Source organism: Nocardioides pacificus, from assembly GCF_054775955.1.
The window spans coordinates 853,709-879,184 of sequence record NZ_BAAHCI010000005.1 but is presented as its reverse complement, the minus strand read 5'-3'; the positions used below and the strand labels follow the sequence as shown (position 1 = coordinate 879,184).

General features: G+C 72.1%; 22 protein-coding genes. 17 read left to right on the top strand and 5 right to left on the bottom strand.

Going from position 1 to position 25,476, the window contains the following annotated elements; genetic code table 11:
* Positions 1 to 43 precede the first annotated feature (43 nt).
* From ACYU7L_RS06770 to ACYU7L_RS06745, 6 genes are read left to right on the top strand one after another with little or no spacing between them, the layout of a single operon-like run.
* A complete protein-coding gene (locus tag ACYU7L_RS06770; protein WP_460794578.1) occupies positions 44 to 2,863 on the top strand; it encodes a DUF6541 family protein in 2,820 nt (939 codons plus the stop codon).
* Entirely contained in the window at positions 2,860 to 3,873 is a 1,014-nt protein-coding gene (locus tag ACYU7L_RS06765; protein WP_460794577.1) for a glycosyltransferase family 2 protein, read from the top strand. The genes ACYU7L_RS06770 and ACYU7L_RS06765 overlap by 4 nt, the downstream gene beginning before the upstream one ends.
* On the top strand, positions 3,870 to 4,679 hold the full coding sequence (locus ACYU7L_RS06760) for a class I SAM-dependent methyltransferase (RefSeq protein ID WP_460794576.1): 810 nt from the start codon (positions 3,870 to 3,872) through the stop codon (positions 4,677 to 4,679). The genes ACYU7L_RS06765 and ACYU7L_RS06760 overlap by 4 nt, the downstream gene beginning before the upstream one ends.
* The gene (locus tag ACYU7L_RS06755; RefSeq protein WP_460794575.1) at positions 4,676 to 6,715 is read left to right on the top strand and encodes a glycosyltransferase; all 2,040 of its coding nucleotides are present in this window, start codon (positions 4,676 to 4,678) and stop codon (positions 6,713 to 6,715) included. Before ACYU7L_RS06760 ends, ACYU7L_RS06755 begins: the two co-directional genes overlap by 4 nt.
* Positions 6,716 to 6,723: 8 nt before the next feature.
* Positions 6,724 to 7,020, top strand: coding sequence for a type II toxin-antitoxin system VapB family antitoxin (locus ACYU7L_RS06750; RefSeq protein ID WP_460794574.1), 297 nt, complete (start codon positions 6,724 to 6,726; stop codon positions 7,018 to 7,020).
* Positions 7,020 to 7,535, top strand: a complete 516-nt coding sequence (locus tag ACYU7L_RS06745; RefSeq protein ID WP_460794573.1) for a LytR C-terminal domain-containing protein — start codon at positions 7,020 to 7,022, stop codon at positions 7,533 to 7,535. The genes ACYU7L_RS06750 and ACYU7L_RS06745 overlap by 1 nt, the downstream gene beginning before the upstream one ends.
* 229 nt (positions 7,536 to 7,764) lie before the next feature.
* Here the strand turns inward: ACYU7L_RS06745 and ACYU7L_RS06740 are convergent, their stop codons facing one another.
* Complete coding sequence (locus ACYU7L_RS06740) at positions 7,765 to 9,264, bottom strand: potassium/proton antiporter (protein WP_460794572.1); 1,500 nt, start codon at positions 9,262 to 9,264, stop codon at positions 7,765 to 7,767.
* 116 nt (positions 9,265 to 9,380) lie between these two features.
* Here ACYU7L_RS06740 and ACYU7L_RS06735 point away from each other — a divergent pair, with 116 nt between their 5' ends.
* From ACYU7L_RS06735 to ACYU7L_RS06715, 5 genes are all read left to right on the top strand, one after another.
* On the top strand, positions 9,381 to 10,874 hold the full coding sequence (locus ACYU7L_RS06735) for an FAD-binding protein (protein WP_460794571.1): 1,494 nt from the start codon (positions 9,381 to 9,383) through the stop codon (positions 10,872 to 10,874).
* Positions 10,875 to 10,893: 19 nt separating this feature from the next.
* On the top strand, positions 10,894 to 12,096 hold the full coding sequence (locus ACYU7L_RS06730; RefSeq protein ID WP_460794570.1) for a pyridoxal phosphate-dependent aminotransferase: 1,203 nt from the start codon (positions 10,894 to 10,896) through the stop codon (positions 12,094 to 12,096).
* Between the two features lie 100 nt (positions 12,097 to 12,196).
* Positions 12,197 to 12,571 carry a hypothetical protein gene (locus tag ACYU7L_RS06725; RefSeq protein ID WP_460794569.1) on the top strand — a complete coding sequence of 125 codons (375 nt, stop codon included), beginning with the start codon at positions 12,197 to 12,199 and terminating at the stop codon, positions 12,569 to 12,571.
* A 10-nt stretch (positions 12,572 to 12,581) separates the two neighbouring features.
* A complete protein-coding gene (locus ACYU7L_RS06720; RefSeq protein WP_460794568.1) occupies positions 12,582 to 13,514 on the top strand; it encodes a hypothetical protein in 933 nt (310 codons plus the stop codon).
* Positions 13,511 to 14,857, top strand: a complete 1,347-nt coding sequence (locus tag ACYU7L_RS06715) for a hypothetical protein (protein WP_460794567.1) — start codon at positions 13,511 to 13,513, stop codon at positions 14,855 to 14,857. The genes ACYU7L_RS06720 and ACYU7L_RS06715 overlap by 4 nt, the downstream gene beginning before the upstream one ends.
* Positions 14,858 to 14,860: 3 nt before the next feature.
* On the opposite strand, the gene ACYU7L_RS06710 is transcribed toward ACYU7L_RS06715, so the two are convergent.
* From ACYU7L_RS06710 to ACYU7L_RS06695, 4 genes are all read right to left on the bottom strand, one after another.
* The gene (locus ACYU7L_RS06710; protein ID WP_460794566.1) at positions 14,861 to 16,255 is read right to left on the bottom strand and encodes a vWA domain-containing protein; all 1,395 of its coding nucleotides are present in this window, start codon (positions 16,253 to 16,255) and stop codon (positions 14,861 to 14,863) included.
* A gap of 7 nt (positions 16,256 to 16,262) precedes the next feature.
* A complete protein-coding gene (locus tag ACYU7L_RS06705; RefSeq protein WP_460794565.1) occupies positions 16,263 to 17,180 on the bottom strand; it encodes an AAA family ATPase in 918 nt (305 codons plus the stop codon).
* An 85-nt stretch (positions 17,181 to 17,265) separates the two neighbouring features.
* Entirely contained in the window at positions 17,266 to 17,532 is a 267-nt protein-coding gene (locus ACYU7L_RS06700) for a GlsB/YeaQ/YmgE family stress response membrane protein (protein WP_460794564.1), read from the bottom strand.
* 58 nt (positions 17,533 to 17,590) lie between these two features.
* Positions 17,591 to 18,553 carry an endonuclease/exonuclease/phosphatase family protein gene (locus ACYU7L_RS06695; protein ID WP_460794563.1) on the bottom strand — a complete coding sequence of 321 codons (963 nt, stop codon included), beginning with the start codon at positions 18,551 to 18,553 and terminating at the stop codon, positions 17,591 to 17,593.
* Positions 18,554 to 18,890: 337 nt separating this feature from the next.
* Between ACYU7L_RS06695 and lhgO the strand changes: the two genes are divergently transcribed.
* From lhgO to ACYU7L_RS06665, 6 genes are all read left to right on the top strand, one after another.
* A complete protein-coding gene (gene lhgO, locus ACYU7L_RS06690) occupies positions 18,891 to 20,117 on the top strand; it encodes an L-2-hydroxyglutarate oxidase (RefSeq protein WP_460794562.1) in 1,227 nt (408 codons plus the stop codon).
* A 124-nt stretch (positions 20,118 to 20,241) separates the two neighbouring features.
* Positions 20,242 to 21,672, top strand: coding sequence for a sugar transferase (locus ACYU7L_RS06685; RefSeq protein WP_460794561.1), 1,431 nt, complete (start codon positions 20,242 to 20,244; stop codon positions 21,670 to 21,672).
* A gap of 68 nt (positions 21,673 to 21,740) precedes the next feature.
* Positions 21,741 to 22,556 carry a sugar phosphate nucleotidyltransferase gene (locus ACYU7L_RS06680; protein WP_460794560.1) on the top strand — a complete coding sequence of 272 codons (816 nt, stop codon included), beginning with the start codon at positions 21,741 to 21,743 and terminating at the stop codon, positions 22,554 to 22,556.
* A 1-nt stretch (position 22,557) separates the two neighbouring features.
* On the top strand, positions 22,558 to 23,583 hold the full coding sequence (locus ACYU7L_RS06675) for an NAD-dependent epimerase/dehydratase family protein (protein WP_460794559.1): 1,026 nt from the start codon (positions 22,558 to 22,560) through the stop codon (positions 23,581 to 23,583).
* Positions 23,580 to 24,158 (top strand): dTDP-4-dehydrorhamnose 3,5-epimerase family protein, encoded by a 579-nt coding sequence (locus tag ACYU7L_RS06670; RefSeq protein ID WP_460794558.1) that lies wholly within the window; start codon positions 23,580 to 23,582, stop codon positions 24,156 to 24,158. The genes ACYU7L_RS06675 and ACYU7L_RS06670 overlap by 4 nt, the downstream gene beginning before the upstream one ends.
* Complete coding sequence (locus tag ACYU7L_RS06665) at positions 24,155 to 25,474, top strand: NAD(P)H-dependent oxidoreductase (protein WP_460794557.1); 1,320 nt, start codon at positions 24,155 to 24,157, stop codon at positions 25,472 to 25,474. Before ACYU7L_RS06670 ends, ACYU7L_RS06665 begins: the two co-directional genes overlap by 4 nt.
* Positions 25,475 to 25,476: the final 2 nt, after the last annotated feature.

Sequence of the window (25,476 nt, the reverse complement as noted above, 5' to 3'; positions counted from 1 at the left end):
TACTCTTTCCCGGCGAGCTTCCCGGGATGTAGGAGGAGGCGTGATGTCGCTTGCTCCCCGTCCCCCGCGCTTCGACCAGCTCAGTGCGCTGCTGGTCGGCGTCTTCGTGCTCGTCGCGCTGGGTCCTGCCCTGCTCGGACAGGGAACGCTCGTCGACGTCGACCTGCTGACGCTCTTCCAACCGTTCTCCGCCCACGACGCGCGTCCGGCGACCGACGCGATCACCTGCCGCGGCGACACGGTCGACTACCTCCCCGGTGTGGCCGCCACCAAGCAGGCGCTGCTGCACGGCGATCTCGCGACCTGGTCGCCCTACGAGGTCGGCGGGAGCCCACTGGCCCACCTGCCCAACCACGGCGTATTCAGCCCGCTGGCCCTGCCCTACCTCGTGCTCCCGCTGTGGCTGGCCCCTGCGTTCGTCAAGCTGGGCGAGATCGCCGTGGGGATCGCAGGGATGTTCGCGTTCCTGCGTCGCCGAGGAGTACGCCGCGGGCCGGCGCTGCTGGCCGGAGTCGTCTTCGTGTCGTCGGGCTTCATGATGATGTGGACCAACTGGCCGCACACCCGCGTCGCCGCCCTGATCCCGGCGCTGTTCTGGGCGCTCGAGCGGCTGGTCCAGGATCGCCGCGTCCGCGACGTGGTCCTGGTCGCGGTGGTCGTCGCGAGCATGCTCCTGGGCGGCTTCCCCGCGGTCACCCTGTTCGCCCTCACGGCCGCCGCGCCGTACGTCGTGATGCGGGTGGCTCCGAGCGTCCGCGACGCCCCTCGACGCGCGGCCGGCGTGCTGCTGGGCGCCGCCGGCGGGGTGGGGCTGGGCGTCGCTCTCGCGGCCGTGCAGCTGGTGCCGTTCGCCCGCAACCTCGACGCCGTCGCGCTCGAGGAGCGGGACTGGTCCGGCGTCCACTCCCCGCTCGGGCTGCTGCTCACCGCCGTCGCCCCCGAGAGCGTCGGGCTGTGCGTGGCCGGTGAGAGCTACGGGCCGGTCAACCCGATCGAGGGGGTGGCCTTCCTAGGCGCCGCCGCCGCGGTGCTCGCGGTGTGCGCGCTGGTCGTCGCCCGTCGGGGCACACACGCGAGCGACCGGTCGGCCACGCTCTTCCTCGCGGTGCTCCTGGGGGTGGTGCTCGTGGCCGTCTGGTTCGGTGGCCCGCTGCTCTCCGCGCTGCAGTCGCTGCCCTTCTACTCCTCCAACTCGATCAACCGGGCGCGATCGGTCTTCGCCTTCGCCGGCGCCGCCCTCGCCGGCCACGGTCTCGACCGGCTCCTCGACTGGGCCTCGCCCGACGACCACTCGGGCGGGAGCCGCCCCGAGCAGCACCGCCGCCGCCGTGACCTGGCCGCCGGACTCGCCGTCGTGGCAGCGGTCCTGCTGCTGGGCGGACTGGTCCTGCGCGCCGCCCTTGCCGACGCCGCGGCCGAGGGCTACGGCGACCACCTGCGCTCGTCGCTGGTGGTGCCCGGCGTGCTGCTCGCGGTCTCGGTCGCGGCCGCCGTGCTGACCCGCTTCGGACCTGACCGGGCCCGCAGCGTCGGCCCCGTCGTGCTGGCGCTGCTGCTGGTGGGCCAGAGCGCGTGGTTCGCGCACACGATGCTGCCGCGCAGCGAGCGCTCCAGCTTCTACCCCACCACCGCGACCCACGCCTTCCTGCAGGAGCATCTCGGCGCCGAGCGCTACGCCGCGGGCGACCGCACCATGTATCCGGCGACCTCCGACTGGTATGCCCTGCGCACCCCGGTCGGACACGAGTTCACTGCGCCCCGCTGGCGCGAGCTCCTCGAGGCGCTCGACCCGGACGTGGCCCGCAGCCCGACCAACATGGCCTTCTCACCAGAGGTCACGGCAAGGGTCGCGGCCGGCTCGAGCGTGCTCGACCAGCTCTCCGTCCGCTACTGGGTGGCGGAGACGCGAGAGGTCGCCGGCACGCCCGTCGCCCTCGTCCCCGGGTCGGGCGAGCCCGTCGTCCTCGACGGCCGGAGCCGGCTGGAGTGCACCGTGCCCGGTGGTGCGATGAGGGGCGTCCAGGTGCGGCTGACCGACACCCTGCGCATCCCTCAGGACGCACGCCTGCAGCTGCACGTGGCGGTCCGCACCCCCTCCGGTGTGCGCGAGGGGACCCGCCCCCTGCGGGGCGCCGTCCGGGCCGGGGCCCTGCGCGTGGGCGTGGCCGGCGAGGACCTGGCCGATCGGACCCCCTACGTCGTCGACGTCTGGACGAGCGGTCACGACGCCACGCTCGTCCTGGAGGGAGCCGGCACAGGCCCGGCCTGCTCCGCCGTACGCCCGGCGCCGGACGGTCTGCGACTGGTGCACGCCGACGCCGGCGGCCTCGTCCTCGAGCGCACCAGCGCCCTGCCTCGGATCCGCTGGGCGGCGCACTCCGAGGTGGTGCCCGACGCGGAGGAGCGGCTGGAGCGGCTGGCGATCGGCCTGCCCGACGACACCGTGCTGCTGGAGGACCCGGCACTGCCCGTCGCTGAGGGGGCGTCCGCCGAAGTCACCGTGCTGGTCGACGAGGCCGAGCAGATCAGGGCCCGCGTCAAGGCGTCCGGCGACGGATACCTCGTAGTCGCCGACTCGATCCTGCGCGACGGCTGGACGGCGACCGTCGACGGTGAGCCGGTCGCGATGGTGGCGGGCAACCACGCCTTCGCGGCCATCCCGGTCCCCCACGGCGAGCACGACGTGCGGATCCGCCACCGTCCCCCCGGTCTGCGCACCGGAGCCCTCGTCTCGGCGGGCGCGCTGGGCGCAGCGGTGGGACTGCTGCTCCTCCCTGTGTTGCGGCGCCCCCTGCGTCGGCGCATTCGCGCTAGGCTCGATCCTCCGGAAGAGACCCATCGTCACCCACGAGGTCGTCCATGAGGCTTGTCGTCCAGATCCCCTGCAAGGACGAGGAAGAGACCCTTCCCGCTGTCCTGCAGTCCATCCCGCAATCGATCCCGGGCATCGACGAGATCATCGTCCTGGTCATCGACGACGGCTCCGCCGACCGCACCGTGCAGGTCGCCCGGGAGCACGGGGTGCACGAGTTCGTGCACCACATCCGCAACCGCGGACTGGGCCGGTCCTTCCGCGACGGGGTGACCCGCGCCCTCGAGCTCGGCGCCGACATCGTGGTCAACACCGACGGGGACAACCAGTACCCCCAGGAGCGGATCCCCGACCTGGTCCGCCCGATCCTCGAGGGCCGCGCCGACATCGTCATCGCCGATCGTCAGGTGCAGCAGGTCGAGCACTTCTCGCCCGCCAAGAAGCTGCTCCAGCGCGTGGGGAGCCGGGTCGTCAACGTCGCCGCGGGGACGCACCTGCCGGATGCGGCCAGCGGCTTCCGGGCCTACTCCCGCGAGAGCCTGATGGTGCTGAACACGATCACGCGGTTCAGCTATTGCATGGAGACGATCATCCAGGCCGGCAACAAGCACCTGGAGATCGCCAGCATCCCCGTGGTCACCAACCCCAAGACCCGCGAGTCCCGCCTCTTCCGCTCCACGCCCGAGCACGTGATGAAGTCGGCGCGCGCGATCGTGCGGGCCTACCTGATGTACAAGCCCTACCTGATCTTCGCCTGGCTGGCCGCCATCCTCGGCGTGCTCGGGCTGGCCCCGTTCGTGCGCTACGCGATCCTGATGATGTCGAACGACGAAGGTGGGCACCTCCAGTCGCTCCTGGTCGGCGCGGTCCTGCTGATCATGTCGTTCCTGTCCGTGATCCTCGGGATCATCTCCGACCTGATCCGGACCAACCGCACGCTGCTGGAGGATGCCCTGGAGCACACGAAGCGGATGCGCTTCGACGGCGCCGACGCGCGCCGTACCGTTGTCGAGCCGTCCGCCTCCAGCGACCTCCCCGCGCTCCCCGAGCTGACGAGATGACCCGACGCACTGCGCAGCTGGCCTACTCCGAGCTGCAGGACAAGACCCACGACGAGCGGAAGCGCCGGCGCAAGGCGGCCAAGATCGTGGCCGTCCTGCGTCACTTCCTCGGCCGCGAGGATCTCGCCGGGCTCCGCGCCCTCGACATCGGCTGCTCCACCGGCTTCACCGTCGACACCCTGCGCGCAGCCGGTTGCGAGGTCGTGGGTCTCGACATCGACGTGCCGGGACTGGCGCACGCCGCCACGGAGTTCGGCGCCCACGCCTCGTTCCTGTGCGCCGACGGAGCGGCGCTGCCGCTGGCCGACCGGAGCGTGGACATCGTCGTGTTCAACCACATCTACGAGCACGTGGTCGACGCCGACCGGGTGATGGCCGAGATCCGCCGGGTGCTCGCCGACGACGGCGTCGTCTACCTGGGCCTCGGCAACCGGTGGGGCGTGGTCGAGCCGCACTACCGGCTCCCGTTCCTGTCCTGGCTGCCGCCACGGGTCGCGGACCGCTACGTCGCGCTGAGCGGGCGGGCCGACGACTACTACGAGCGCTTCCGCGGCCGGGCCGCCCTGCAGCGGATGTGCGCGCCGCTGCGGCTGTGGGACTACACCTACACCGTCCTCGGCGACCCGGTGGCCTTTGAGGCGACCGACATGGTCCCGCCCCGGCTGGCCCGGCTGCCCCACGCCGCGTGGCGGGCCGCGGCCCCGGTGATGCCGACGTTCATCTGGGTGGGCACGCCCGGCGGGCGGCGCCCGGCCGGGGGGACGGTCCGTCGACCGCCGCGACCGTTGCGCCCCCGACGCCCGTGACCGCTCCGGATGATCGCCGGGAGAGGAGCCGTCACCTCGCGCTGACCTACCTCCTCTTCGCGCTCTTCCTGGGGGCGATCGCCTGGGCCCTGCTCAGCCGGCGCGCGGAGATCGTGGACTCCTTCGTCCAGCTCTCGTGGCCCGCCGTGCTCGGCTCGGGGGCCCTCGGCGCGGCGGCCGTCGGCGCGCTCTACCTGTCGTGGCTCGAGGCGGTGCGCGACGGCGGTGTGCGGTTGTCCGCCCGCGACGGCCTGCGCGTGTACGGCGTGGGCCAGGCGGGCAAGTACCTCCCCGGCTCCGTGTGGCCGGTCCTCGCCCAGGCGCAGCTCGGCCGCCGCTACGGGGTCTCGCCGCTGCGGATGGCGTCGGCCTCGCTCCTGGCCCTGGCGATCAGTGTGTGCACCGCGCTCGTCATCGGGTGCGTGCTGCTGCCGGCCGCGGGCCGGGAGGCCTCGGAGCTCGTCGGCTGGGCCCCGCTGCTGGCCCTCCCGCTGCTGGCCGCCCTCTGGCCGCCCGTGCTCAATCGGCTGGTGGACCTGGCCGCCCGGCTGCTGCGCCGCGACGTCCCGCCCTCGACGTACTCCCTGCCCGGGGTGCTGCGCTCGGCGGCCTGGTGTGTGGCGGGCAACCTGCTCTTCGGCCTCCACATCATGCTGCTCGGGGCACCGCTCGGGGTCACCGGCCTGCAGGGCTACGTGCTCGCCGTGTGCGCCTATGCCCTCGCCTCGGGGATCGGGGTGGCGCTGGTCTTCGTGCCTGCCGGGATGGGCGCTCGCGAGGCCGTCCTCGTCGCGGTGCTCGCCCCGGTGACGTCGGTGGGCGACGCGTTGGTGGTCGCGCTCGTGTCGCGGGTGCTGCTCATCGTGGTCGACACCGCCCTGGGGCTCAGCCAGCTGCGCGGGCTGTCCGCTCGCGACGGCGCGCGCGCGCCGCGCCCGGCAGCCCGGGAGGGTCGGGTCGTCTTCGTCACCCGCAAGTTCCCGCCCTCGGTGGGCGGCATGGAGACGCTGGCCGCGGGCGTCTGGCGCTCGCTGGCCGGGCTGCGGCCCGAGCCGGCCCTGGTCGCGCACGGCGGCGGCAACCGCGCCCTGGTGTGGTGGGCCCCCTGGGCGGTGCTGCGGGTGGCCGCCCTCCTCGCCCGTCGCGACGTCGCTCTGGTGGTGACGGGCGACGCCCTGATGTACGCCGTACTGCGCCCGCTGCTGGCGCTCACCCGGACCCGGTCGGCGACGATGGTGATGGGCCTCGACGTGACCTACGAGCACCGCCTCTATCGAGCGATCGTGCACCCGCCCCTGCGCCGGGCCGAGAAGGTGATCGCGATCAGTGCCGCGACCGCCGGCGAGGTCGTGTCCCTCGGCGTCCCCCCGGAGCGGGTCAGCGTGCTTCGCCTTGGCATCCCGGTCCGTGCCTGCTCGGAGCAGGAGCGCAGGGTGGCCGGCGCCCGGGTGCGCGCGGAGCTGGGGCTCAGCGAGGACGACGTGCTGCTGCTCAGCCTGGGCCGGCTGGTGCGCCGCAAGGGCGCGGCATGGTTCGTCGGAGAGGTCCTGCCGGGTCTGTCCTGCCGGACGCACCTGGTGGTGGCGGGGGACGGTCCCGATGCTGCGAGGGTGGCCGAGGCCGCGGCCCGGGCAGGGGTCACCGGCCAGGTCCACCTGCTCGGCAGGGTCTCGGACGACCAGCGCGAGGCACTCCTCTGCGGCGCCGACCTGTTCGTCCAACCCAACGTGGTGGTGCCCGGCGACATGGAGGGCTTCGGGCTCGTCACGATCGAGGCGGGGATGCGGGGCACTCCGGTCGTGGCCGCCGACCTCGAGGGCATCCGGGACGCGGTGGTCGACGGGGAGACGGGGGTGATGCTTCCCACTGCGGACGCGCAAGCCTGGACCCGCACCGTCCGCGCGCTCGTCGCGGACCGTGCAGCGCTGCAGCGGCTGGGTCGGGCCCACGCCGGCGCGGTGGCGCAGCTGTACGGCGAGGACACCATGGCTCGCGGACTCCGCGAGCTTCTGGACCTGCAGCACGCGTCGTTATAGTCGCCAGCGTGATCTTCAAGCGCGTGGGCCACGACCGTCCCTACCCTGAGCACGGGCTCAGCTCCCGGGGCTGGTCGGACGTGCCGCCGCGCCAGGTCCGCCTCGACCAGCTCGTCACGACCAAGACCACCCTGCAGCTCGACGCGCTGCTCGACGAGGACTCGACGTTCTTCGGGGACCTCTTCGCCCATGTCGTCGCGTGGCGCGGCGACCTCTACCTCGAGGACGGCCTGCACCGGGCACTGCGGGCCGCCCTGCAGCAGCGCAACGTCCTGCACGCCCGCGTCCACCTGCTGGAGGGTTGATGAGCACCCATGTCCGCAGCGCCGCGACGCTCACGACGCTGACCGTGATCCTCCTGGTCATGGCCGTGTGGGGTTGGTCGGCGCTGACTTCGCCGCTCCCCGGCAAGCTCGGTGAGAGCGTGCTCCCGGTGGAGTGCGAGCCCCGGGAGGGCAAGGCCGGCGATCGGGTGACCACCGACGACGTCACCGTGAGCGTCTTCAACGCCGGTGGCCGCGAGGGCCAGGCCGCCGAGACGATGGATCTCCTCGTGGATCGCGGCTTCGACGAGGGCAAGATGGGCAACGGCCCTCGCGACGTGCGCGTGCAGCTCTCCCAGATCTGGACCGACGACCCGGACAGCGAGATCGTGCGTCTGGTCGCCAAGCACCTCGGCAGGACCAAGATCGTCAAGGAGGACCCGCTCTCCGACGGCGTGACCATCCTCGTCGGCGAGGACTTCAAGAAGCTGCGCAAGGGCCCCAAGGGCATCACCCTGAAGAAGGACACCTCCTTCTGCGGCCCCACCGTCTCCTGACCACCCCCCACCCCACCCCGCCGACCCGTCACTGGCTCGACCGGACACGCCGGGGCTGTCAGCGGCATTGACGGGTCGGCGTACGGGGGGAGGTGGCTGTGCTCGCCGACCCGTCACTGGCTCCGCCGTACCCGGCGTGTTTGGTCGAGGGAGTGACGGGTCGGCGGACGGGGGTGGGGCTGCTGCCTGATTGGGCTGCCTGTGCTGGGCTGCCTGTGGTGGGGGCGGCTCAGGTGTCGTCGGCGAGCCAGTGGGCGAGGCGGCCGTGCAGGGACACCCGGCGCAGGCGCTCCTCGGTGGCTTCGCGGTGCTTGCGCGGCGTGACCACGACGAGGTCGTCGCCGCGGCGCAGGACCGTACGGCGCTCGGGCACCAGGGTCTCTCCGTCGCGGATCACCAGCGACACCGACGCTCCGCGGGGCAGGCGCAGCTCGCCGACCTCGACGCCGTGCATCTGCGACTGCGGGCTGATCGTCACCTGCAGGAGGTCGGCGGCGATGCGCTCGAGCGGGGCCGCCTCGACATCGAGCTCGCGCGGCTCCGAGCGCCGGGCGACCTTGAGCATCCGGGCGACGAGCGGCAGCGTGGGGCCGGTCAGGAGGGTGTAGATCACGACCATCACGAAGACGATGTCGAAGAGATACTCCGCGTCGGCGACCCCCGCCGCGAGCGGGATCGTCGTGAGTACGACGGGCACCGCCCCGCGCAGGCCGGCCCACGAGATGAAGGCCAGCTCCCGCCTCGGCATCGGCTGCACCACCGAGCTGATCAGCACCGACAGGGGGCGAGCCACGAAGGTGAGGATCAGCCCGGCACCGATCGCCAGCCCGACCGTGGAGAGCGTGATCCGGCCCGGCGAGAGCAGCAGGCCGAGCATCACGAAGAGCCCGATCTGGGCCAGCCAGGCGATCCCCTCGGCGAAGGAGCGCGTCGCACTGCGGTGCGGGAGGTCGCTGTTGCCCAGGATCAGGGCCGCCACATAGACCGCGGCGAACCCCGAGCCGTGGACCGCGGCCGACGCGCCGTACGCGAGGAACGCCAGGCAGAGGATCGCGACGGGGTAGAGCCCCGACGACGGCAGCGCAGCCCGCCGCATCACCCAGGCGCCCCCGAACCCGAACAGCAGGCCCGAGCCGACGCCGATCACGAGCTCGAAGACGACGATGCCAACCACGGCGAGTGCACCGTGGTCCGCCGCGGCCCCGCTGGAGATCAGCGTGACGAGGACGACGGTCGGCGCATCGTTGAGCCCCGACTCGGCCTCCAAGGAGCCCGTCAGCCGCTTGGGGAGCGGGACGACCCGCAGCACGGAGAACACGGCCGCGGCGTCGGTCGGCGAGCAGACGGCGCCCAGCAGGATCGCGAGCTCCCACGGAAGTCCGAGGATGAAGTGCGCCCCGACCGCGACCACCGCGACCGACACCGCGACGCCGACCGTGGCGAGCGAGACGCCGAGCCGCATCGCGGGCCGCATCTCGCGCCAGCTCGTGGTCAGTCCGCCCTCGGCGAGGATGATGGCCAGCGCCCCGAAGCCCAGCGCGTGCGCCATCGCGGCGTCCTCGAAGTCGATGCCGATGCTGGCCTCTCCCAGCACGACCCCCATCAGCAGGTAGATCAGCAGGCTGGGGAGCCCCGCACGCGTCGACGCCCGGACAGCCAGCACCGCCAGCAGCGTGACCAGCGACCCGACCAGCACGAAGGAGTCGAGCTGGTGGACGTCGAAGGTCAACAGGTCGCCTCTCAGGCAGGGCCCGACGATCGGACGGAGGGGGGTGGGCTCAGTCTAAGTGCTCGCCCGACCCCAGAAACTGGAACTCGTTCTAGTTCTGGCACTACGCTGCGTCCATGACCAGCGAACAGCCCACCCCAGCCGAGGCGCGCGGCACCTCGCTGCCCGCAGTCCTGCCCCCCTCCGCTCTGCCCTCCGGTCTGGGCGACGACGCGTCGTACGACGTGGTGGTGGTCGGCTTCGGGATCGCCGGTGGCTGCGCGGCCCTCGAAGCGGCCCGCGCCGGCGCCCGTGTGCTGCTGCTGGAGCGCGCGGCGGTCCACGGCGGCACCTCGAGCATGTCCGGCGGCCACTTCTACCTCGGCGGGGGTACGGCGGTGCAGCAGGCCACCGGCCAGGAGGACTCCCCCGAAGAGATGTACAAGTACCTCCTCGCGACGTCGCTCGACCCCGAGCCGGACAAGATCCGCGCCTACTGCGACGAGTCGGTGGAGCACTTCGACTGGCTCGAGGGGCTCGGCTTCCAGTTCGAGCGGTCGTTCTATCCGGAGAAGAACGTCATCCAGCCAGGCACCCAGGGCCTGATGTTCACCGGCAACGAGAAGGTCTGGCCCTTCGTCGAGCAGGCCCGCCCCGCGCCCCGCGGCCACAAGGTGCCGGTGCCCGGCGACACCGGCGGCACCCAGATGGTGATGGACCTGCTGCGCGAGCGGATCGAGGAGGCAGGCGTCGAGGTCCGCTACGAGACCGGCGCGACCAACCTCGTCGCCGACGACGAGGGCCGGGTCGTCGGCCTGGTCTGGCGACACTTCCAGGAGACCGGCGTGGTCGGCGCGGGCGCCGTGGTGCTGGCCAACGGCGGCTTCGTGATGAACGCCGACATGGTCGCCGAGCACACCCCCGCCCTGGGCGAGAAGCTCTTCACGCTCGGCTCGACGTACGACGACGGGCTGGGCATCCGGATGGGCGCCTCGGTGGGCGCGGACCTGCGCCACATGGAGCAGCCGTTCATCACCGCGCCGTTCTACCCGCCGTCGATCCTGGTGAAGGGGCTCATCGTCAACCGCCTCGGGCAGCGCTTCGTCGCCGAGGACTCCTACCACGCGCGCACCAGCGGCTTCGTGATGGAGCAGCCCGGCGCCGCGGCGTACCTCGTCGTCGACAGCGAGCACGTGCAGCACCCGGCGATGCCGCTGGTGCCGTTCCTCGACGGCTTCGAGACCGTCGCGGAGATGGAGCAGTCGCTGGGGATCCCGAGCGGCGCGCTCGCCCAGACCCTGGAGCGCTACAACGAGCACGCCGCCCGCGGCGAGGATCCCGACTTCCACAAGGCCGCCGAGTGGCTGGCTCCTCAGGACACCGGCCCGTGGGGCGTCTTCGACCTGACGCTGGGCAACGCGCTCTATGCCGGCTTCACGCTCGGGGGCCTGCGCACCTCGGTCGACGGGGAGGTGCAGCGCCCGGACGGCTCCGTGGTCACCGGCCTCTATGCCGCGGGGGCGTGTGCGTCCAACCTCGCCCAGGACGGCAAGGGATACTGCTCGGGCACCCAGCTCGGCGAGGGCTCGTTCTTCGGTCGCCGCGCGGGGCGCCACGCCGCCCGCCCCTGAGCAGCCCCGAGGAGACCCCATGCACGACCGGTACGCCGTGGCGTCGCGGGCCGCCGTGCCCCCGTTCCACGTCATGGACGTCCTAGCCGCAGCGGCCGAGCGGCAGCGCACCCACGGGGACCTGCTCAACCTGACCGCGGGGCAGCCGAGCACGGGCGCGCCGGCACCGGTCCGGGCCGAGGCGATCCGGCTGCTCGGCTCCGACGACCCGCTGGGCTACACCGTCGCCACCGGCATCCTCGAGCTGCGCGAGGCGATCGCCGCCCACCACCGGCGGATGCACGGCATCGTGGTCGAGCCTGACGACGTCGTGGTCACGACCGGGTCCAGCGGCGGGTTCCTGCTGGCGTTCCTGGCGGCGTTCGAGGCCGGCGACAAGGTCGTGATGGCCCGGCCGGGCTATCCCTGCTACCGCAACGTGCTGAGCGCGCTGGGCTGCGAGGTCGTCGAGATCCCGTGCGGCCCCGAGACCCGCTTCCAGCCGACCGTGGCCCAGCTCGACGCGCTGCTGGCCGAGGACCCCGACATCCGCGGTCTGGTGGTGGCGAGCCCCGCCAACCCCACCGGCACGATGCTGATGCCCAGCGAGCTGGCCGCGCTCGCCACCTGGTGCGAGGAGCACCGGGTCCAGCTGATCTCCGACGAGATCTACCACGGCATCGAGTACGCCCCCCTCGACGGCTACGACCCGCTGGCCCGCTCCGCGTGGGAGACCTCCCGCGAGGCGATCGTGTTCTCGTCGTTCTCGAAGTACTTCTCGATGACCGGCTGGCGGATCGGCTGGATGCTCGTGCCGCAGCGGCTGCGCCGGGCGGTCGACGTGCTCACGGGCAACTTCACGATCTGTCCGCCGGTGATCGCCCAGCGCGCGTGCGTCGCCGCCTTCACCGACGAGTCCTATGCGGAGCTCGACTCCCACGTGGTGCGCTACGCCGCCAACCGGCGCCTCCTCCTCGACGGCCTCGCGACGCTCGGGATCGACAGGCTCGCACCTGCGGACGGCGCCTTCTACGTCTATGCCGACGTCGGCCATCTCACCGACGACACCCTCGCGCTCAGCCGGCGGCTGCTGGCCACGATCGGGGTCGCGGTCGCGCCGGGGATCGACTTCGACACCGCGGCGGGCGACCGCTTCCTGCGCTTCAGCTTCGCGGGCCCGTCGGGCGACCTCGAGGCGGCCCTGGGGCGGATGCGCGGCGCGCTGCCGGACCTGACACGCTGAGCCTGGTGGACTGCACCGGGCCTGTCCGGGTCGCGCCGCTCGGGTTTCAATGGTCGGGGTCTCGGGCAAACCGTGTCACGGACAGCGAAAGGTGGGATGCATGTACGGCGACACGGCCGCCCTCCGCAGGCGCGCCGCCCAGCTCCGCGAGCAGGGCGGCGACATCCGCGCCCTCGCGGACCAGCTGCTCTCCCGCTCGGAGGCGGTCGCCTGGACCGGCCGGGCGGCCTCGATGATGCGCGAGCGGATGCGCGACCGCGCCGCGCAGCTGCGCGACACCGCCCGCTCGCACGAGGACGCCGCCGACTCCCTCCTCCTGCACGTGGGCGAGGTCGACCGGCTGACGGAGGCCATCGCCGGCACCGAGCGCCGCGCCGCCGCGATCCTGCGCGACGCCGACCGGACACCCCCCGGCTTCGAGCCCCCACCGCCCGGTCACCGCGACTGGCTCGACGTCACGCTGCCCGGACTGTGAGGACTCTCTGATGCCCACCATCGACCTGACCCAGCCGGCACCGGCCCCGTCGGGCCTGCTCGACCAGCTGCCGCGCCGCGTGACGCTCACGCTCCCCGAGCTGCAGCTGGTCGCAGCCCACGCGGGTGACGCGCCGTTGCCCTTCGCGACCAGGCCGGCCTCCGACAACCCGCTCGAGGGCCGGTTGGGCGACAGCCCCGGCACCACCGAGGCCTCCGCCTACCAGGCAGCACTGGCGGCGCTGCATCCTCCGGAGGACACGCTGCGCCGCCGCGGGCTGCTCACCGACGACGGCATGGACGCCGGTCTCACCGGAGCCGTGGGCCTGCTCGCCACCCCCCGGCTCGCGCTCGACCTCGATCTCGCGGTGGGCACCGGGCCGGTCAGGGCCCAGGTCAAGGCTTGGCACCGGCACAGCCGCGACGCGGTGGCGACGCTGGCGACGACCGACGGGGTGGTCTTCGAGCTCGCCTGGTTCGGCATCGACCAGTGGGCCGCCGAGCTCGCCCGCGTCGCCGTGGTCCCCGAGGACCTCGCCCTCCGCGCGTCCGTCGTACCCGAGACCGTGGACCTCCCCTACGATCTCGCCGATGCTGCGGGAGAGGCGATCCGCTCGGGACGCGCCGACGTCCTCCCGGTCCTCTCCGGCAACGCCGGTCCGGCTCTGGACGCCGCCGGGGAGCCGATGGCCGGCGCGGACGTCGACGTCCTGCTCGGCGCGCTGGCCCACGAGGCCCAGGGGCGGCTGCGTGCTCTGGTCGCCGACGTGACGACCACCGAGCGCACGGTCGTGGGGGTGGTCTCCTGGCTGCTGCTCGCCGACGGCTGGCACGCGCTGCGCCCGCACGTGGCGGCGGACGGCCCCCGCCTGGAGGTACGTCGCGTGGAGGCTGCCGACCTGGCCGCTGCGCTGGCGCCCGTGCTCGTCGAGGTGTCGGCATGAGCGGCGGTCCCGTCGGCGACGCCTTCGACCGGGCGCTCGACACCGCCGACGCACCCGAGGAGGTGCTGGCCGACAAGTACGACGAGATGCTCCGCCTCGCCGACCTGTTCGAGAGTGCCGGCGATCGGCTGCGCGAGCGGTCCCGGCTCGGCGACGAGGTCCTGACCGACGAGTCCCTCGTCGCCTCCGCCCCCCTCTCCGCGACCACCTTCACCCGGGTCGAGGAGGACGTGCGCGCCGCGACGACCGGACGCCACGGACTGACCGAGAGGGCGGCCGAGCTCGACGCCGATGCCCTGGTCGTGCGAGCCACTGTGCGGACCTACCGCTGGATCGACGATCTGCAGGAGGCGGCGTTCCGCACCCTGGGGACGATCGCCGGCCGGGCGGTCGGCTACCTCGCACCCGAGGTGGCTCTCGGCGGAGCTATCGTCTCGGCAGGGCTGATCGAGACCGACGCGCTCGACCGCGACGAGGTCGCGTCGTACCTCGAGGAGCTGGCGGACAACAACCCCGAGCTGCTCGACCATCTCGCCAGTGGCGGTGGGCTGCTCGACAGCCTGCAGATGCGGTCCCTGCTCACGACCTCCGTGCTCGCCGGGGACGAGGGGCCACTCGCCGCGCGCGGCGGCCTGCGTGCCCTGGGCGTGGATCCCCTCACCACCGACGGCGCCGCGGCCCTGCGTGATGCAGCCGGCGGCTTCGCCACGGACGCCCCTGCGCCTACCCCCACGGCTGCCGTGGACATGCGGGGGGACGAGGCGCCCCACGGATTCGAGGAGATCATGCGCGTCCTCGCCGCCGAGGACGGGCAGATCCGGATCCAGCAGGTCGACGACGCGCGCTTCATCGCGTGGATCCCCGGGCTCGCCCTCTCCAGCGGTCGACCGCGGCTGCGCCTCGTCGGCGGCGACCCGTCCACCTATGTGGTGGAGGTCGTCCGCGCCCTCGAGACGGCCATCGGAGACCGCCCGGACGCCCGGGTGATGCTGGTCGGGCTGGGCCAGGGAGGAGTCACGGCCGCCGATGTCGCCGCCGGCGATGCCTCCGAGGCGTTCGTCATCGACCAGGTCGTGACCGCCGGTGCTCCGTCGTCGCAGGTGCCGCGGATCCCGCCCACGACACGGGTGCTGTCCTTCGAGGACCGCCGCGACCCCATCGCACTGCTCGGCTCGTTGATCAACACCACCATCCCCAACCGGGTGACCGTGGTCTTCGACGGTGCCGAGGCCGACGAGGACGGCCCCTACGTCGCAGGTGGGCGGGCGGCCGACGCCTCCGAGCACCCGCTCCTGCGCGCAGAGGGCGAGCGGCTGCGCGAGCTGGGCTACCTGGCTCCCTGATCCTCAGAGGATGTCGTGGACGAACTCGCCCAGCTGGGTGAGGTTGCGGCACTCCACCATCGGCACCACGTCGCCGTACGCCCGCGCGGCGGAGTCGCCGGTGTCCCAGTGCCGCCGGTGCTCGGGGTTCAGCCACCAGGTGTGCCGGGCCCGGTCGGCGAGGTCGGCCAGCACCGGGACCGAGAGGTCGCTGTTGTTGGAGCGCGCGTCGCCGAGGATCAGCAGCGAGGTGCGCGGGCCGATCGCGTCGAGGTGCAGCTCGCTGAACTTCGTGAACGCCCGCCCATAGTTGGTCCGACCCCACAGCGCCGCGTGCGCGGTGCTCGCCGCCAGGTCGGCCATCACCTCGACGACGTCGGCGCCGGGCTTGAAGTGTCCGGTCACCTCGTGGACGTGGTCGATGAACGTGAACGCCCGGACCTTCTGGAACTGGTCGCGCAGCGCGAAGACCAGCAGCAGCGTGAACTGCGCGAAGTTGGCGACCGACCCGCTGACGTCGCACAGCACCACCAGCTCGGTGCGGTGCGGCCGCTTCGGCTTGTGGTGGGTGGTGATCGGCACGCCGCCGGTCGAGATCGATGCCCGGACCGTACGACGGAAGTCGAGCGGGCCGCGCCGGTTGGCGTGATGCTCCTGGGTCAGCCGGGTGGCGAGCCGCCGGGCCAGGGGGTGGATCTGGCGGCGCAGCTGCTCGAGGTCGGTGCGCCGCATCGACATGAAGTCGAGCTGCTCGATGGAGGGACGCACGGTGACGTCCGCGACGTGACGCGCCCCCTTCTCCTCCGCGATCCGGCGGCGGGCGTCGTCCTCGACGAGACGGGTGAAGGCGCCGATCCGCCGCCCGGCCACGGCGCGGGCCTCGTCGTCCCCCAGGCCGGCGCCCTGCAGAGCGGCGACGATCCGGTCCACGAGCTCGCGGGGCGAGACCCGCTGGAGCGCGGTGTAGGCCGACCACGAGGAGAGGCCGGCCCCTCGGCCGGGCATGGCGCCGAACCGGCCGACGGCGTCCGCGGCCAGCTGCAGCGTCTCCGCGTCGTCGCCCGCGCTCAGCGCCTCCACGAGCTGCTCGCGCATCTCCTGCAGCGCGGCGGCGGAGTCACGCAGCGCAGGAGGACCGTCACCGGAGCGCGCCTGCTCCTCCTCAGCCCGCTCCTCCTCGGCCCGGACACCGTCACCGACCATCCGGGGGAAGTAGACGTCGAAGAGGGCGTCGAAGGTCGGCCGCTGGGCGTGCCGCTTCACCAGCGTCGCGGCGTACCCGTCGCGCAGGGTCTCGCGGTCGACCCACTCCAGCCGGGTGAGCGCCGCCACGGCGTCGAGGTCCTCGGCCAGCGACACCGGCAGACCAGCGGCGCGCAGCGCCTCCAGGAAGCCGAGGTGGGTGTCAAGGAAGGTCATCGCAGGCTCAGCGGCGGGCGGTGGCTCGGGCCGCAGCCTGCGAGGACGTCCCGGTGGCGGCGAGACGGAGCTCGCGGATCGCCCGGTCCTGGTCGGAGGCGTGCTTGAGCACCACGCCCAGCGTCGCACGCACGGTCGCGGCGTCGAGGTCGCCGATCTCCAGCGCGACGAGGGTCCGGGCCCAGTCGACGCTCTCTGCGATGGAGGGAGCCTTCTTGAGCTCGAGCTCGCGCAGCCGGCCGATGGTCTCCACGAGCTGGACTGCGAGAGCCTCCTCCAGCCCGGGGACGCGTGAGGTGACGATCTCCCGCTCACGCTCGGCGTCGGGATAGTCGAGGTGGAGGTAGAGACATCGGCGGCGGACCGCCTCGGACAGCTCCCGGGTCGCGTTGGAGGTGAGCACGACGAACGGTCGCCGTACGGCGCTGAGCGTGCCGAGCTCGGGGATCGTGACCTGGAAGTCGCTCAGCACCTCCAGCAGCAGGCCCTCGACCTCGACGTCGGCCTTGTCGATCTCGTCGATGAGCAGGACGGTGGGCTCGGAGCGTCGGATCGCGGTCAGCAGGGGGCGGGTGAGCAGGAACTCGTCGGTGAAGATGTCGTCGTGGGTCTCGTCCCAGGACTCCCCCGCACCGCTCGCCTGGATGCGCAGCAGCTGCTTCTTGTAGTTCCACTCATAGAGGGCGCGCGCCTCGTCGAGCCCCTCGTAGCACTGCAGCCGGACCAGCTCGGCGCCGTGCGCCTGGGCCACCGCCTTCGCCAGCTCGGTCTTGCCGACGCCGGCCGGACCCTCGATGAGCAGCGGCTTCTCCAGCACTCCGGCGAGATAGGTGGTCGTCGCCGTCGCCGCGTCGGCGAGATAGCCCGACTCGGCGAGCCCGGCGAGCGTCTGGTCCTGCGAGGTGAACCACGTCATGGGCGCCATCCTTGCGCACACGGCCGCAACTCACGCAGAACGGCCCGGCCCCCCACCAGGGGAGCCGAGCCGTTGGGTGCGACGAAGCGTGGTGTCAGTGGTGCGACTTGGACTTGCTGCTGAAGCCCTCGGCGACGCCGATCAGCAGCACCGCTGCCACGACCGCGAGGATGAAGCCGAGGACGTTGAGCTCCCCGATGCTTCCCGTGCCGAGCAGGCCCGCGATGAGACCGCCGATGATGGAGCCGACGATGCCCAGCAGCAGCGTCATCAGGATGCTGAGGTTCTGCTTTCCAGGCTTGATGAGGCGCGCGAGCGCGCCGATGATGAGGCCGGCGATGATGAATCCGATGAATCCCATGGCGACTTAGTACCCGCACTGTCCGGCAGCAAACCCGCCCGGCGACAGACCCCTGCGATCAGCCGCGCTGGGCGGGGCTGAAGGCGATCCGGCGCGGGTTGATGCGGAAGGTGGCCACCACTGCGTTGTGGTCGCTGCGGACGTCGGTGTAGACGCGGTGGCCGGTCAGGGTCATCACCTGCTGGGTCCTCAGCGGACGCTTGAGGAAGCGGATGGCGTCGAGGTAGCCGCCGGGGCTGGTCCGCGGGACGTTGAAGCCCAGCTCCGAGTACGTCGAGCGCAGGTAGCCGCCCTGCTCGAGGATCGCGTGCGGGAACAGTCCGTAGCCCACACGCTGGTCGCCCCGGGCGTCGATGTTCCAGTCGCCGCCGACGACGACCTCACCACGCGCGCTGAGCGCCTGGACGAGCGCGTTGAGCCGGTGCAGGTGCTCCGCGTTGCCGCGGACGCGGAACATCGCTCCGCTGCGCGGCCTGCCGCCGCGCGAGACCGCAGCGTCGAGGTGGATCTGCAGGTGGAACACGGTGGCCCCGGTGGCCCGGTGCTCGAGCTCGACCCAGGTGATCCACCGGTCCGAGATCTTGAAGTGGGGGGTGCGCGACTCCGCGCCGTAGGTGTAGCCGGCGTCCTTGACCTCGAACATCGAGTTGCGGACCAGGACCGCGTTCATGCCGGCCCACGGGCTCTGGCTGGCGTCGGGACGGTGGAGCGTCCACCCGCGGTTCCGCCCGACCCAGGCGCGGATCTGCTTGCCGCGCTTGGAGTGGATCTCGTTGAGTCCGACGACGTCGGCGCGACGGGTGGCCTTGGCCAGGTCGCTGGCGGCCTGTCGGGCGCCCAGCCCGCCGTAGATGTTGGCCGTGGCCACGCGCACCGTGTGCCCCGGTGTCTTCCGGGCCTGGGCGGTCACACTCTCGACGGGCCGGCTCGTCCCCGGCGCGGACATGGCGGGGCTGAGCGCCGCGAGCGTCAGGCCGGCGACGAGGGCCGGCGCTGCGAGCAGACGGGTGACACGAGACATGGGAGGGACTTCCTTCGGGGCAGGCAGAAGTGACCGCGCCGACGGACGGCACAGCAGTTGCGGATCGGGAGCGGGGGGTCGCGGTCTGCCGCTGGAGGGGCAGACGGATCAGCCGGGCGGTGGCGCAGCCGAGGGCGTGAGGACAGTGTTCTCATCGGACGCCGGGACCTCGGGCTTTAGCACCGGCCTCGAAGTGTGTCGATGCGCACTTTCTGCCACGGGCGGCCGTAGCCCCGCCCGTAGCCAATTTCGGTGAGGCGCGCACGGCGAGCCCGCCCACCGTCACCGGTGCAGGTTGACTCGGCGACCGGACCCCCGGCAACCGTGGAGAAAGAACATGAGCAAGCGCTACGACGTCGTCATGGTGGGAGCCGGCATCGTCGGCCTCGCCACCGCCCGCGAGCTGCACCGGCGCGCACCCCGGCTGCGCATCGCCGTGCTCGACAAGGAGGACGCTCCTGGCCGCCACCAGAGCGGCCACAACAGCGGGGTCCTGCACGCGGGCGTCTACTACCGGCCGGGTTCGCTCAAGGCTCTCTTGTGCGTCGAGGGCAAGGCACGGATGGAGCGCTTCGCCCAGGCCCACGACATCGCCTACGAAACCTGCGGCAAGCTGATCGTGGCACTCGACGCGAGCGAGCTCGGCCGCCTCGACGACCTGCTCGAGCGTGGCCGCGCCAACGGTGTACCCGGATTGCGCATGGTCGGGCCCGAGGGGATCCGCGAGATCGAGCCGCACGCGGCCGGCATCCGCGCACTGCACGTGCCCGGCACCGGGATCATCGACTTCTCCCGCGTGGTCGAGGTGCTGGCTGAGCGGCTGATCGACGACGGGGTCGACGTCCTGTTGGGTCACGAGGTCCTGGCGGTCCGCGAGCACTCCGCCGGCCAGTCGGTCATCACCTCGAAGGGGGCCCTGGAGACGAGGTACGTCGTCAGCTGCGCCGGCCTGCACGCGGACCGGGTCGCCCGTTTGTCGCCCGGAGCGACCGCCCCGGACCCGGGGCTGCGGATCGTGCCGTTTCGGGGCGACTACTACACGCTCTCACCTGACGCTCGACACCTGTGCCGGGGCCTGATCTACCCGGTGCCGGACCCGTCGCTCCCCTTCCTGGGGGTGCACTTCACCAAGCGCATCGACGGCGGCGTCTGGGCTGGCCCCAACGCCGTGCTCGCAGCCGCCCGGGAAGGCTACTCGCGCACCGACGTCGTCGCCCGTGACGCCGTCGAGATCCTGCGCTACCCGGGGTTCCGGCGGCTCGCGCGCACCTACTGGCGCACGGGCGTCGCTGAGGTCTGGCGCGACGTCTCGAAGAGGGCCTTCCTCGCCGAGCTGCGCCGCTACGTGCCCGAGGTCCGCTCCGACCAGCTGACGTTCGGGCCCTCCGGGGTCAGGGCTCAGGCGGTGGACCCGGACGGCAGCATGGTCGACGACTTCCGGCTCTCTGCGCAGCCGTCGTCGCTGCATGTCCTCAACGCGCCCTCGCCCGCGGCGACGGCCTCACTGGCCATCGCCGACCGGCTTGCCGAGGCGGCGTTGACGCAGTTCAGCCTGACCGTCTGACCTCGAGGTGTCCAGCGGGTCGGTCACCAATTTGGGGCAACGCTGGGCTTCACCCCCCTCAACCCCATGGCCTCTGAGCACACTGCCGCTCGGGGAAACGCGCAACAAGGAGTGGGGGGAACAGATGGCGGACAGCAACCTGCAGCACCCTGCGATCCGCGACGGGAAGGCGCTCACCGACGCCCCGCACGTGCTCCCGGCGCTGCGAACGGCGCTGGCCCCCTTCCTGCTGGACGGCGTGCGTCCAGCGCTCGTGCTCGCCGACGTGGCCGGCTGCGTGATGGCCGCCCTGGCGACCCGGACCCCGGCGACCACGGCGCTCCTGCTGACCGCGGCCGTCGTGGTGGTCCACGCGACCGCTGGCCTCTACCGCTCCCGGCTCCAGCTCTCGCTGCTCGACGACCTACCGCGGCTGCTCGGGCGCTGGGTGGTGATGATCGCCCTGCTGCTCACGCTCGCGGCCACGGTGCCCGGGCTCGGGCTTGGGGTCGGGACGCAGACCATCGGCTTCGCGCTCGTCGCGTTCGCGCTCGTGCTGTCGGCCCGCACGACCTGCTATGCCCTCGTGCGCTGGATGCGCCGGCTCGGCGTCGTCACCCACTCCACGCTCATCGTCGGCACCGGCGCCGCCGGACGCCGGGTCGCCGAGATCCTGCGCGCGCACCCGGAGTACGGCCTGCGCCCTAGCGGCTTCCTGAGCACCCGCACCGTGGCGGCCGGCGAGCTGGGAGCCCCCGTGGTCGGAGACCCGACCCGCCTCTTCGAGATCCTCGAGCGCTCTGAGACCAAGGTGGTCGTGCTGGCCTACGCCGAGGTGCCCGACCCGGTGCTCGTCGGGCTGATCCGCGCCTGCCACCGCTCGACCTGCGAGCTCTTTCTCGTCCCCCGGCTCTACGAGCTGCACCAGCTCTCCGACGACATGGAGATGATCTGGGGCCTCCCGCTGGTGCGTCTGCGGCGCTCGGCCGGCCGCAGCGTGTCGTGGCAGTTCAAGCGACTGCTCGACGTGCTGGTCGCGGGGGCCGCGCTGCTGCTGCTGTCGCCCGTGATGGCAGCGTGCGCGCTCGCCGTACGCCTGGAGGGCGGCCCCGGGGTCATCTTCCACCAGACGCGCGTGGGCATGGACGGGCGACCGTTCGAGCTGCTGAAGTTCCGGTCGCTGAAGCCCGCCGACGAGCACGAGTCCGGCACCCGCTGGAACATCGCCCACGATGATCGGCTCGGCCCCGTCGGCAGATTCCTGCGAGTCTGCTCGCTGGACGAGCTGCCCCAGCTGTGGAACATCCTGCGCGGTGACATGAGCGTCGTCGGTCCGCGGCCGGAGCGCCCGCAGTTCGTGGACGAGTTCGCCCACCGCTACCCGGGCTACATCTCCCGCCATCGGGTGCCCAGCGGGCTCACCGGGCTCGCCCAGGTCCACGGTCTGCGCGGGGACACGAGCATCGACGACCGCGCCCGGTTCGACAACTTCTACATCGAGAACTGGTCGCTGTGGCTCGACGTCAAGATCCTGCTCCGCACCGCCGTCTCGGTCTTCAGCGCGCGAGGGGCTTGACCGCCCTCCCGTCCTCCTCGCCTGGGCGCCGCCGCGCCCAGGTCCGCCCAGGAAAGGAAGCATCCCCCATGAACCCGACGGACATAGATCCCGCCGACGTGCCGGTCGTCATCCTCTGCGGAGGGATGGGCACCCGACTCCGCGAGGCGAGCGAGAAGTTGCCCAAGCCGCTCGTGGACATCGGCGGCCGACCGATCCTGTGGCACATCATGAAGACCTACTCGCATTTCGGCTTCCGGCGATTCGTGCTCTGCCTGGGCTACAAGGGCGACCAGATCCGGCAGTACTTCCTCGACTACCGAGCGCTGCGCAACGACTTCACGCTGTCCCTGCGCCACGACGGATCGCCGCGCTGGTGCGGGCAGGAGCGGCAGGAGGACTGGGAGATCACGTTCGCGGACACCGGGCTGCTCACCGGGACCGGCGCCCGGGTCCGCCGGATCGAGCCATACATCGACAGCGACGTCTTCATGCTCACCTACGGCGACGGGATAGGGGCCGTCGACCTGGACGCCCTGGTCCGGACTCACGCCCAGCGGGGCCGGGTCGGGACCGTGACCGCCGTGCACCCGCAGAGCCGGTACGGCGAGATGCACGTCGAGGGCGGCCGGGTCAGCGAGTTCAACGAGAAGCCGACCCTCGCGACCGGCTGGGTCAACGGCGGGTTCTTCATGTTCGACCGGGTGATGATCGACAAGTACCTCGACGACGACCCGGACCTGCTCCTCGAGCAGCGCCCCCTGCAGCGGATGGCGGCTGACGACGAGCTCGCGATGAACCCGCACGAGGGGTTCTGGATGGGCATGGACACCTTCCGGGACTGGACCGAGCTCAACAAGCTGTGGGACTCCGGCGAGGCCCCCTGGAAGGTCTGGGAGGACTGACATGCGCGTCCTGGTCACCGGCACCGACGGCTACCTCGGCTCCCTGCTCGCACCCGAGCTGCTCCGCGACGGGCACGACGTGCTCGGCGTCGACACCGGGTTCTACAAGTACGGGTGGCTCTACCCTGGCGTCGACGCCGTCCCCCACACGCTCGCGACCGACATCCGCCTGCTCACCCCCGAGCACCTCGAGGGCGTCGACGCGGTGGTGCACATGGCCGAGCTCTCCAACGACCCGCTGGGTGAGCTGTCACCGACGATCACCTACGACATCAACCACGCCGGGTCCGTGCGTCTCGCCCAGCTGGCCAAGCAGGCGGGCGTCTCCCGGTTCGTCTACATGTCGTCGTGCAGCGTGTACGGCGTCGCCGACGGCGAGGTCGACGAGGAGTCGCCGATCAACCCGCAGACGGCCTACGCCGAGTGCAAGGCGCTGGTGGAGCGGGACCTCACGGCGATGGCCGACGACGACTTCTCCCCGACGTTCCTGCGCAACGCCACGGCGTACGGCGCGTCCCCGCGGATGCGCTTCGACATCGTGCTGAACAACCTGAGCGGGCTCGCCTGGACGCAGCGCAGGATCGCGCTGACCAGTGACGGCACGCCGTGGCGCCCTCTCGTGCACGCCCTCGACATCGCGCGGGCCATCCGGGTCACTCTGGACGCGCCGCGGGAGGTCGTGCACGCCGAGCGGTTCAACGTCGGCGACAGCGCCCACAACTACCGGGTGCGCGACATCGCCCGGATCGTCGCGGACTGCTTCCCCGGCTGCGAGCTCTCGTTCGGCGAGAGCGGCGGCGACAACCGGAGCTACCGCGTGTCGTTCGAGAAGATCGCCAACAAGCTGCCCGCGTTCCACTGCGAGTGGGACGCCGAGCGCGGTGTCCACCAGCTGCACGACGTGTTCAGCAGCATCGCGCTCGACGAGCAGACCTTCAGCGGTCGCGGGCACACGCGGCTGCTCCAGCTCAAGCACCTCATCGACACCGGCCAGCTCGACGAGCAGCTCTTCTGGAGGACCCGATGAAGATCACCCCCACTCCACTCCCGGGCCCCGTCCTGGTCGACATCGAGATGCACGCGGACGAGCGCGGCTTCTTCGCGCGCACGTTCTGCAAGGAGGAGTTCGCGGGAGCCGGGCTCGAGCCCGTCGTGGACCAGTGCAACGTGTCCTTCAACCACCACCGCGGCACCCTGCGCGGCATGCACCTGCAGATCGCGCCGCATCCGGAGGCCAAGCTCGTCCGCTGCACCCGCGGTGCCATCGTGGACACGGTCGTCGACCTTCGTGAGGGATCCCCCACCCGGCTCCAGCACGTCCAGGTGACACTCACCGCCAGGGATCGGCGCGCGCTCTACGTGCCGCCCTACTTCGCCCACGGCTACCAGACCCTCGTCGACGACACGGAGGTCGTCTACCAGGTCAGCGGGACCTACACCCCCGAGGCGGAGCGCGGCCTGCGTCACGACGACCCGGCGCTGGGCATCAGCTGGCCGTTCAAGGTCAGCTGCATCAGCGCCAAGGACGCCGGCTGGCCCCTGCTGGACGAGCAGGGGGCCGTGCCGGCCGCCGAGACGATGGTCGAGAGCGTGCGCGCATGATCCTCGTCGACACGGCCCTGGCACGCCGCGCGGCCGAGCAGCGACCCGTCCGGGTGGCTCTGGTCGGCGCCGGCTTCATGGGCCGCGCCCTGGTCAACCAGATCGTCAACAGCGTCCCGGGGATGGACCTCGTCGCCATCGCCAACCGCACGGGTACCTCCGCCTGCCGGGCCTACCGCGAGGCAGGCGTCGAACGGTTCGAGACCGTGGACCGACCCGACCTCGCCGATGCCTGGATCAGGCGCGGCGTCCCGGTGGTGAGCGAGGACTTCCGGGTGGTCTGCGAGGCCGGGACCGTCGACGTGGTCGTCGAGGCGACGGGGGCGGTGGAGTACGGCTGCCACGTCACGCTCAGTGCGATCGGGCACGGCAAGCACGTGGTGCTGATGAACGCCGAGGTCGACGCCACCGTGGGCCCGATCCTCTCGGTCCTGGCCGCCGAGGCGGGGGTGGTGCTCACCGGCTGCGACGGTGACCAGCCCGGTGTGCAGATGAACCTGGTGCGCTTCGTGCGCGGCCTGGGCCTGCAGCCCCTGGTCTGCGGCAACGTGAAGGGCCTCCAGGATCCCTATCGCACACCCGAGACCCAGGCGGCCTTCGCGGCGCGGTGGGGGCAGGACCCGCACATGGTCACCTCGTTCGCCGACGGGACGAAGATCTCGATCGAGCAGGCGACGGTGGCCAACGCGACCGGGATGACCGTGACCCGACGGGGCATGGGGGGCCAGGACTGGCCCGGACACGTCGACGAGCTCGTCACGCAGTACGACGTGTCGCAGCTGCGGAGCCTGGGCGGGGTCGTCGACTACGTGGTCGGGTCCCGCCCCGGGCCGGGCGTGTTCGTGCTCGCGACCCACGACGACCCGCGCCAGCGTCACTACCTCGAGCTCTACAAGCTCGGTCCCGGACCGCTGTACTCGTTCTACACCCCCTACCACCTGTGCCACTTCGAGGTGCCGACCACGGTGGCCAGGGCCGCGCTGTTCGGTGACGCGACGATCACGCCGCTCGGCGCGCCCTCGGTCGAGGTCGTCACCACGGCCAAGCGCGACCTACCGTCCGGGACCGTCCTCGACGGCCTGGGCGGCTTCGACACCTTCGGGCAGGCCGAGCGTGCCGACGTGACCCAGGACCAACGCCTGCTGCCGATCGGGGTCGCGGAGGGGTGCCGGCTGGCCCGCGACGTCTCCCGTGACGAGGTGCTCACCTATGACGACGTCGTGCTCCCCGAGGGGCGCCTCGTCGACGAGCTGCGGCAGCGCCAGGCCGCGCACGACTTCGTCTCCTCCGAGCCCCGAGAGGTCGCGGCCCGCTGAGC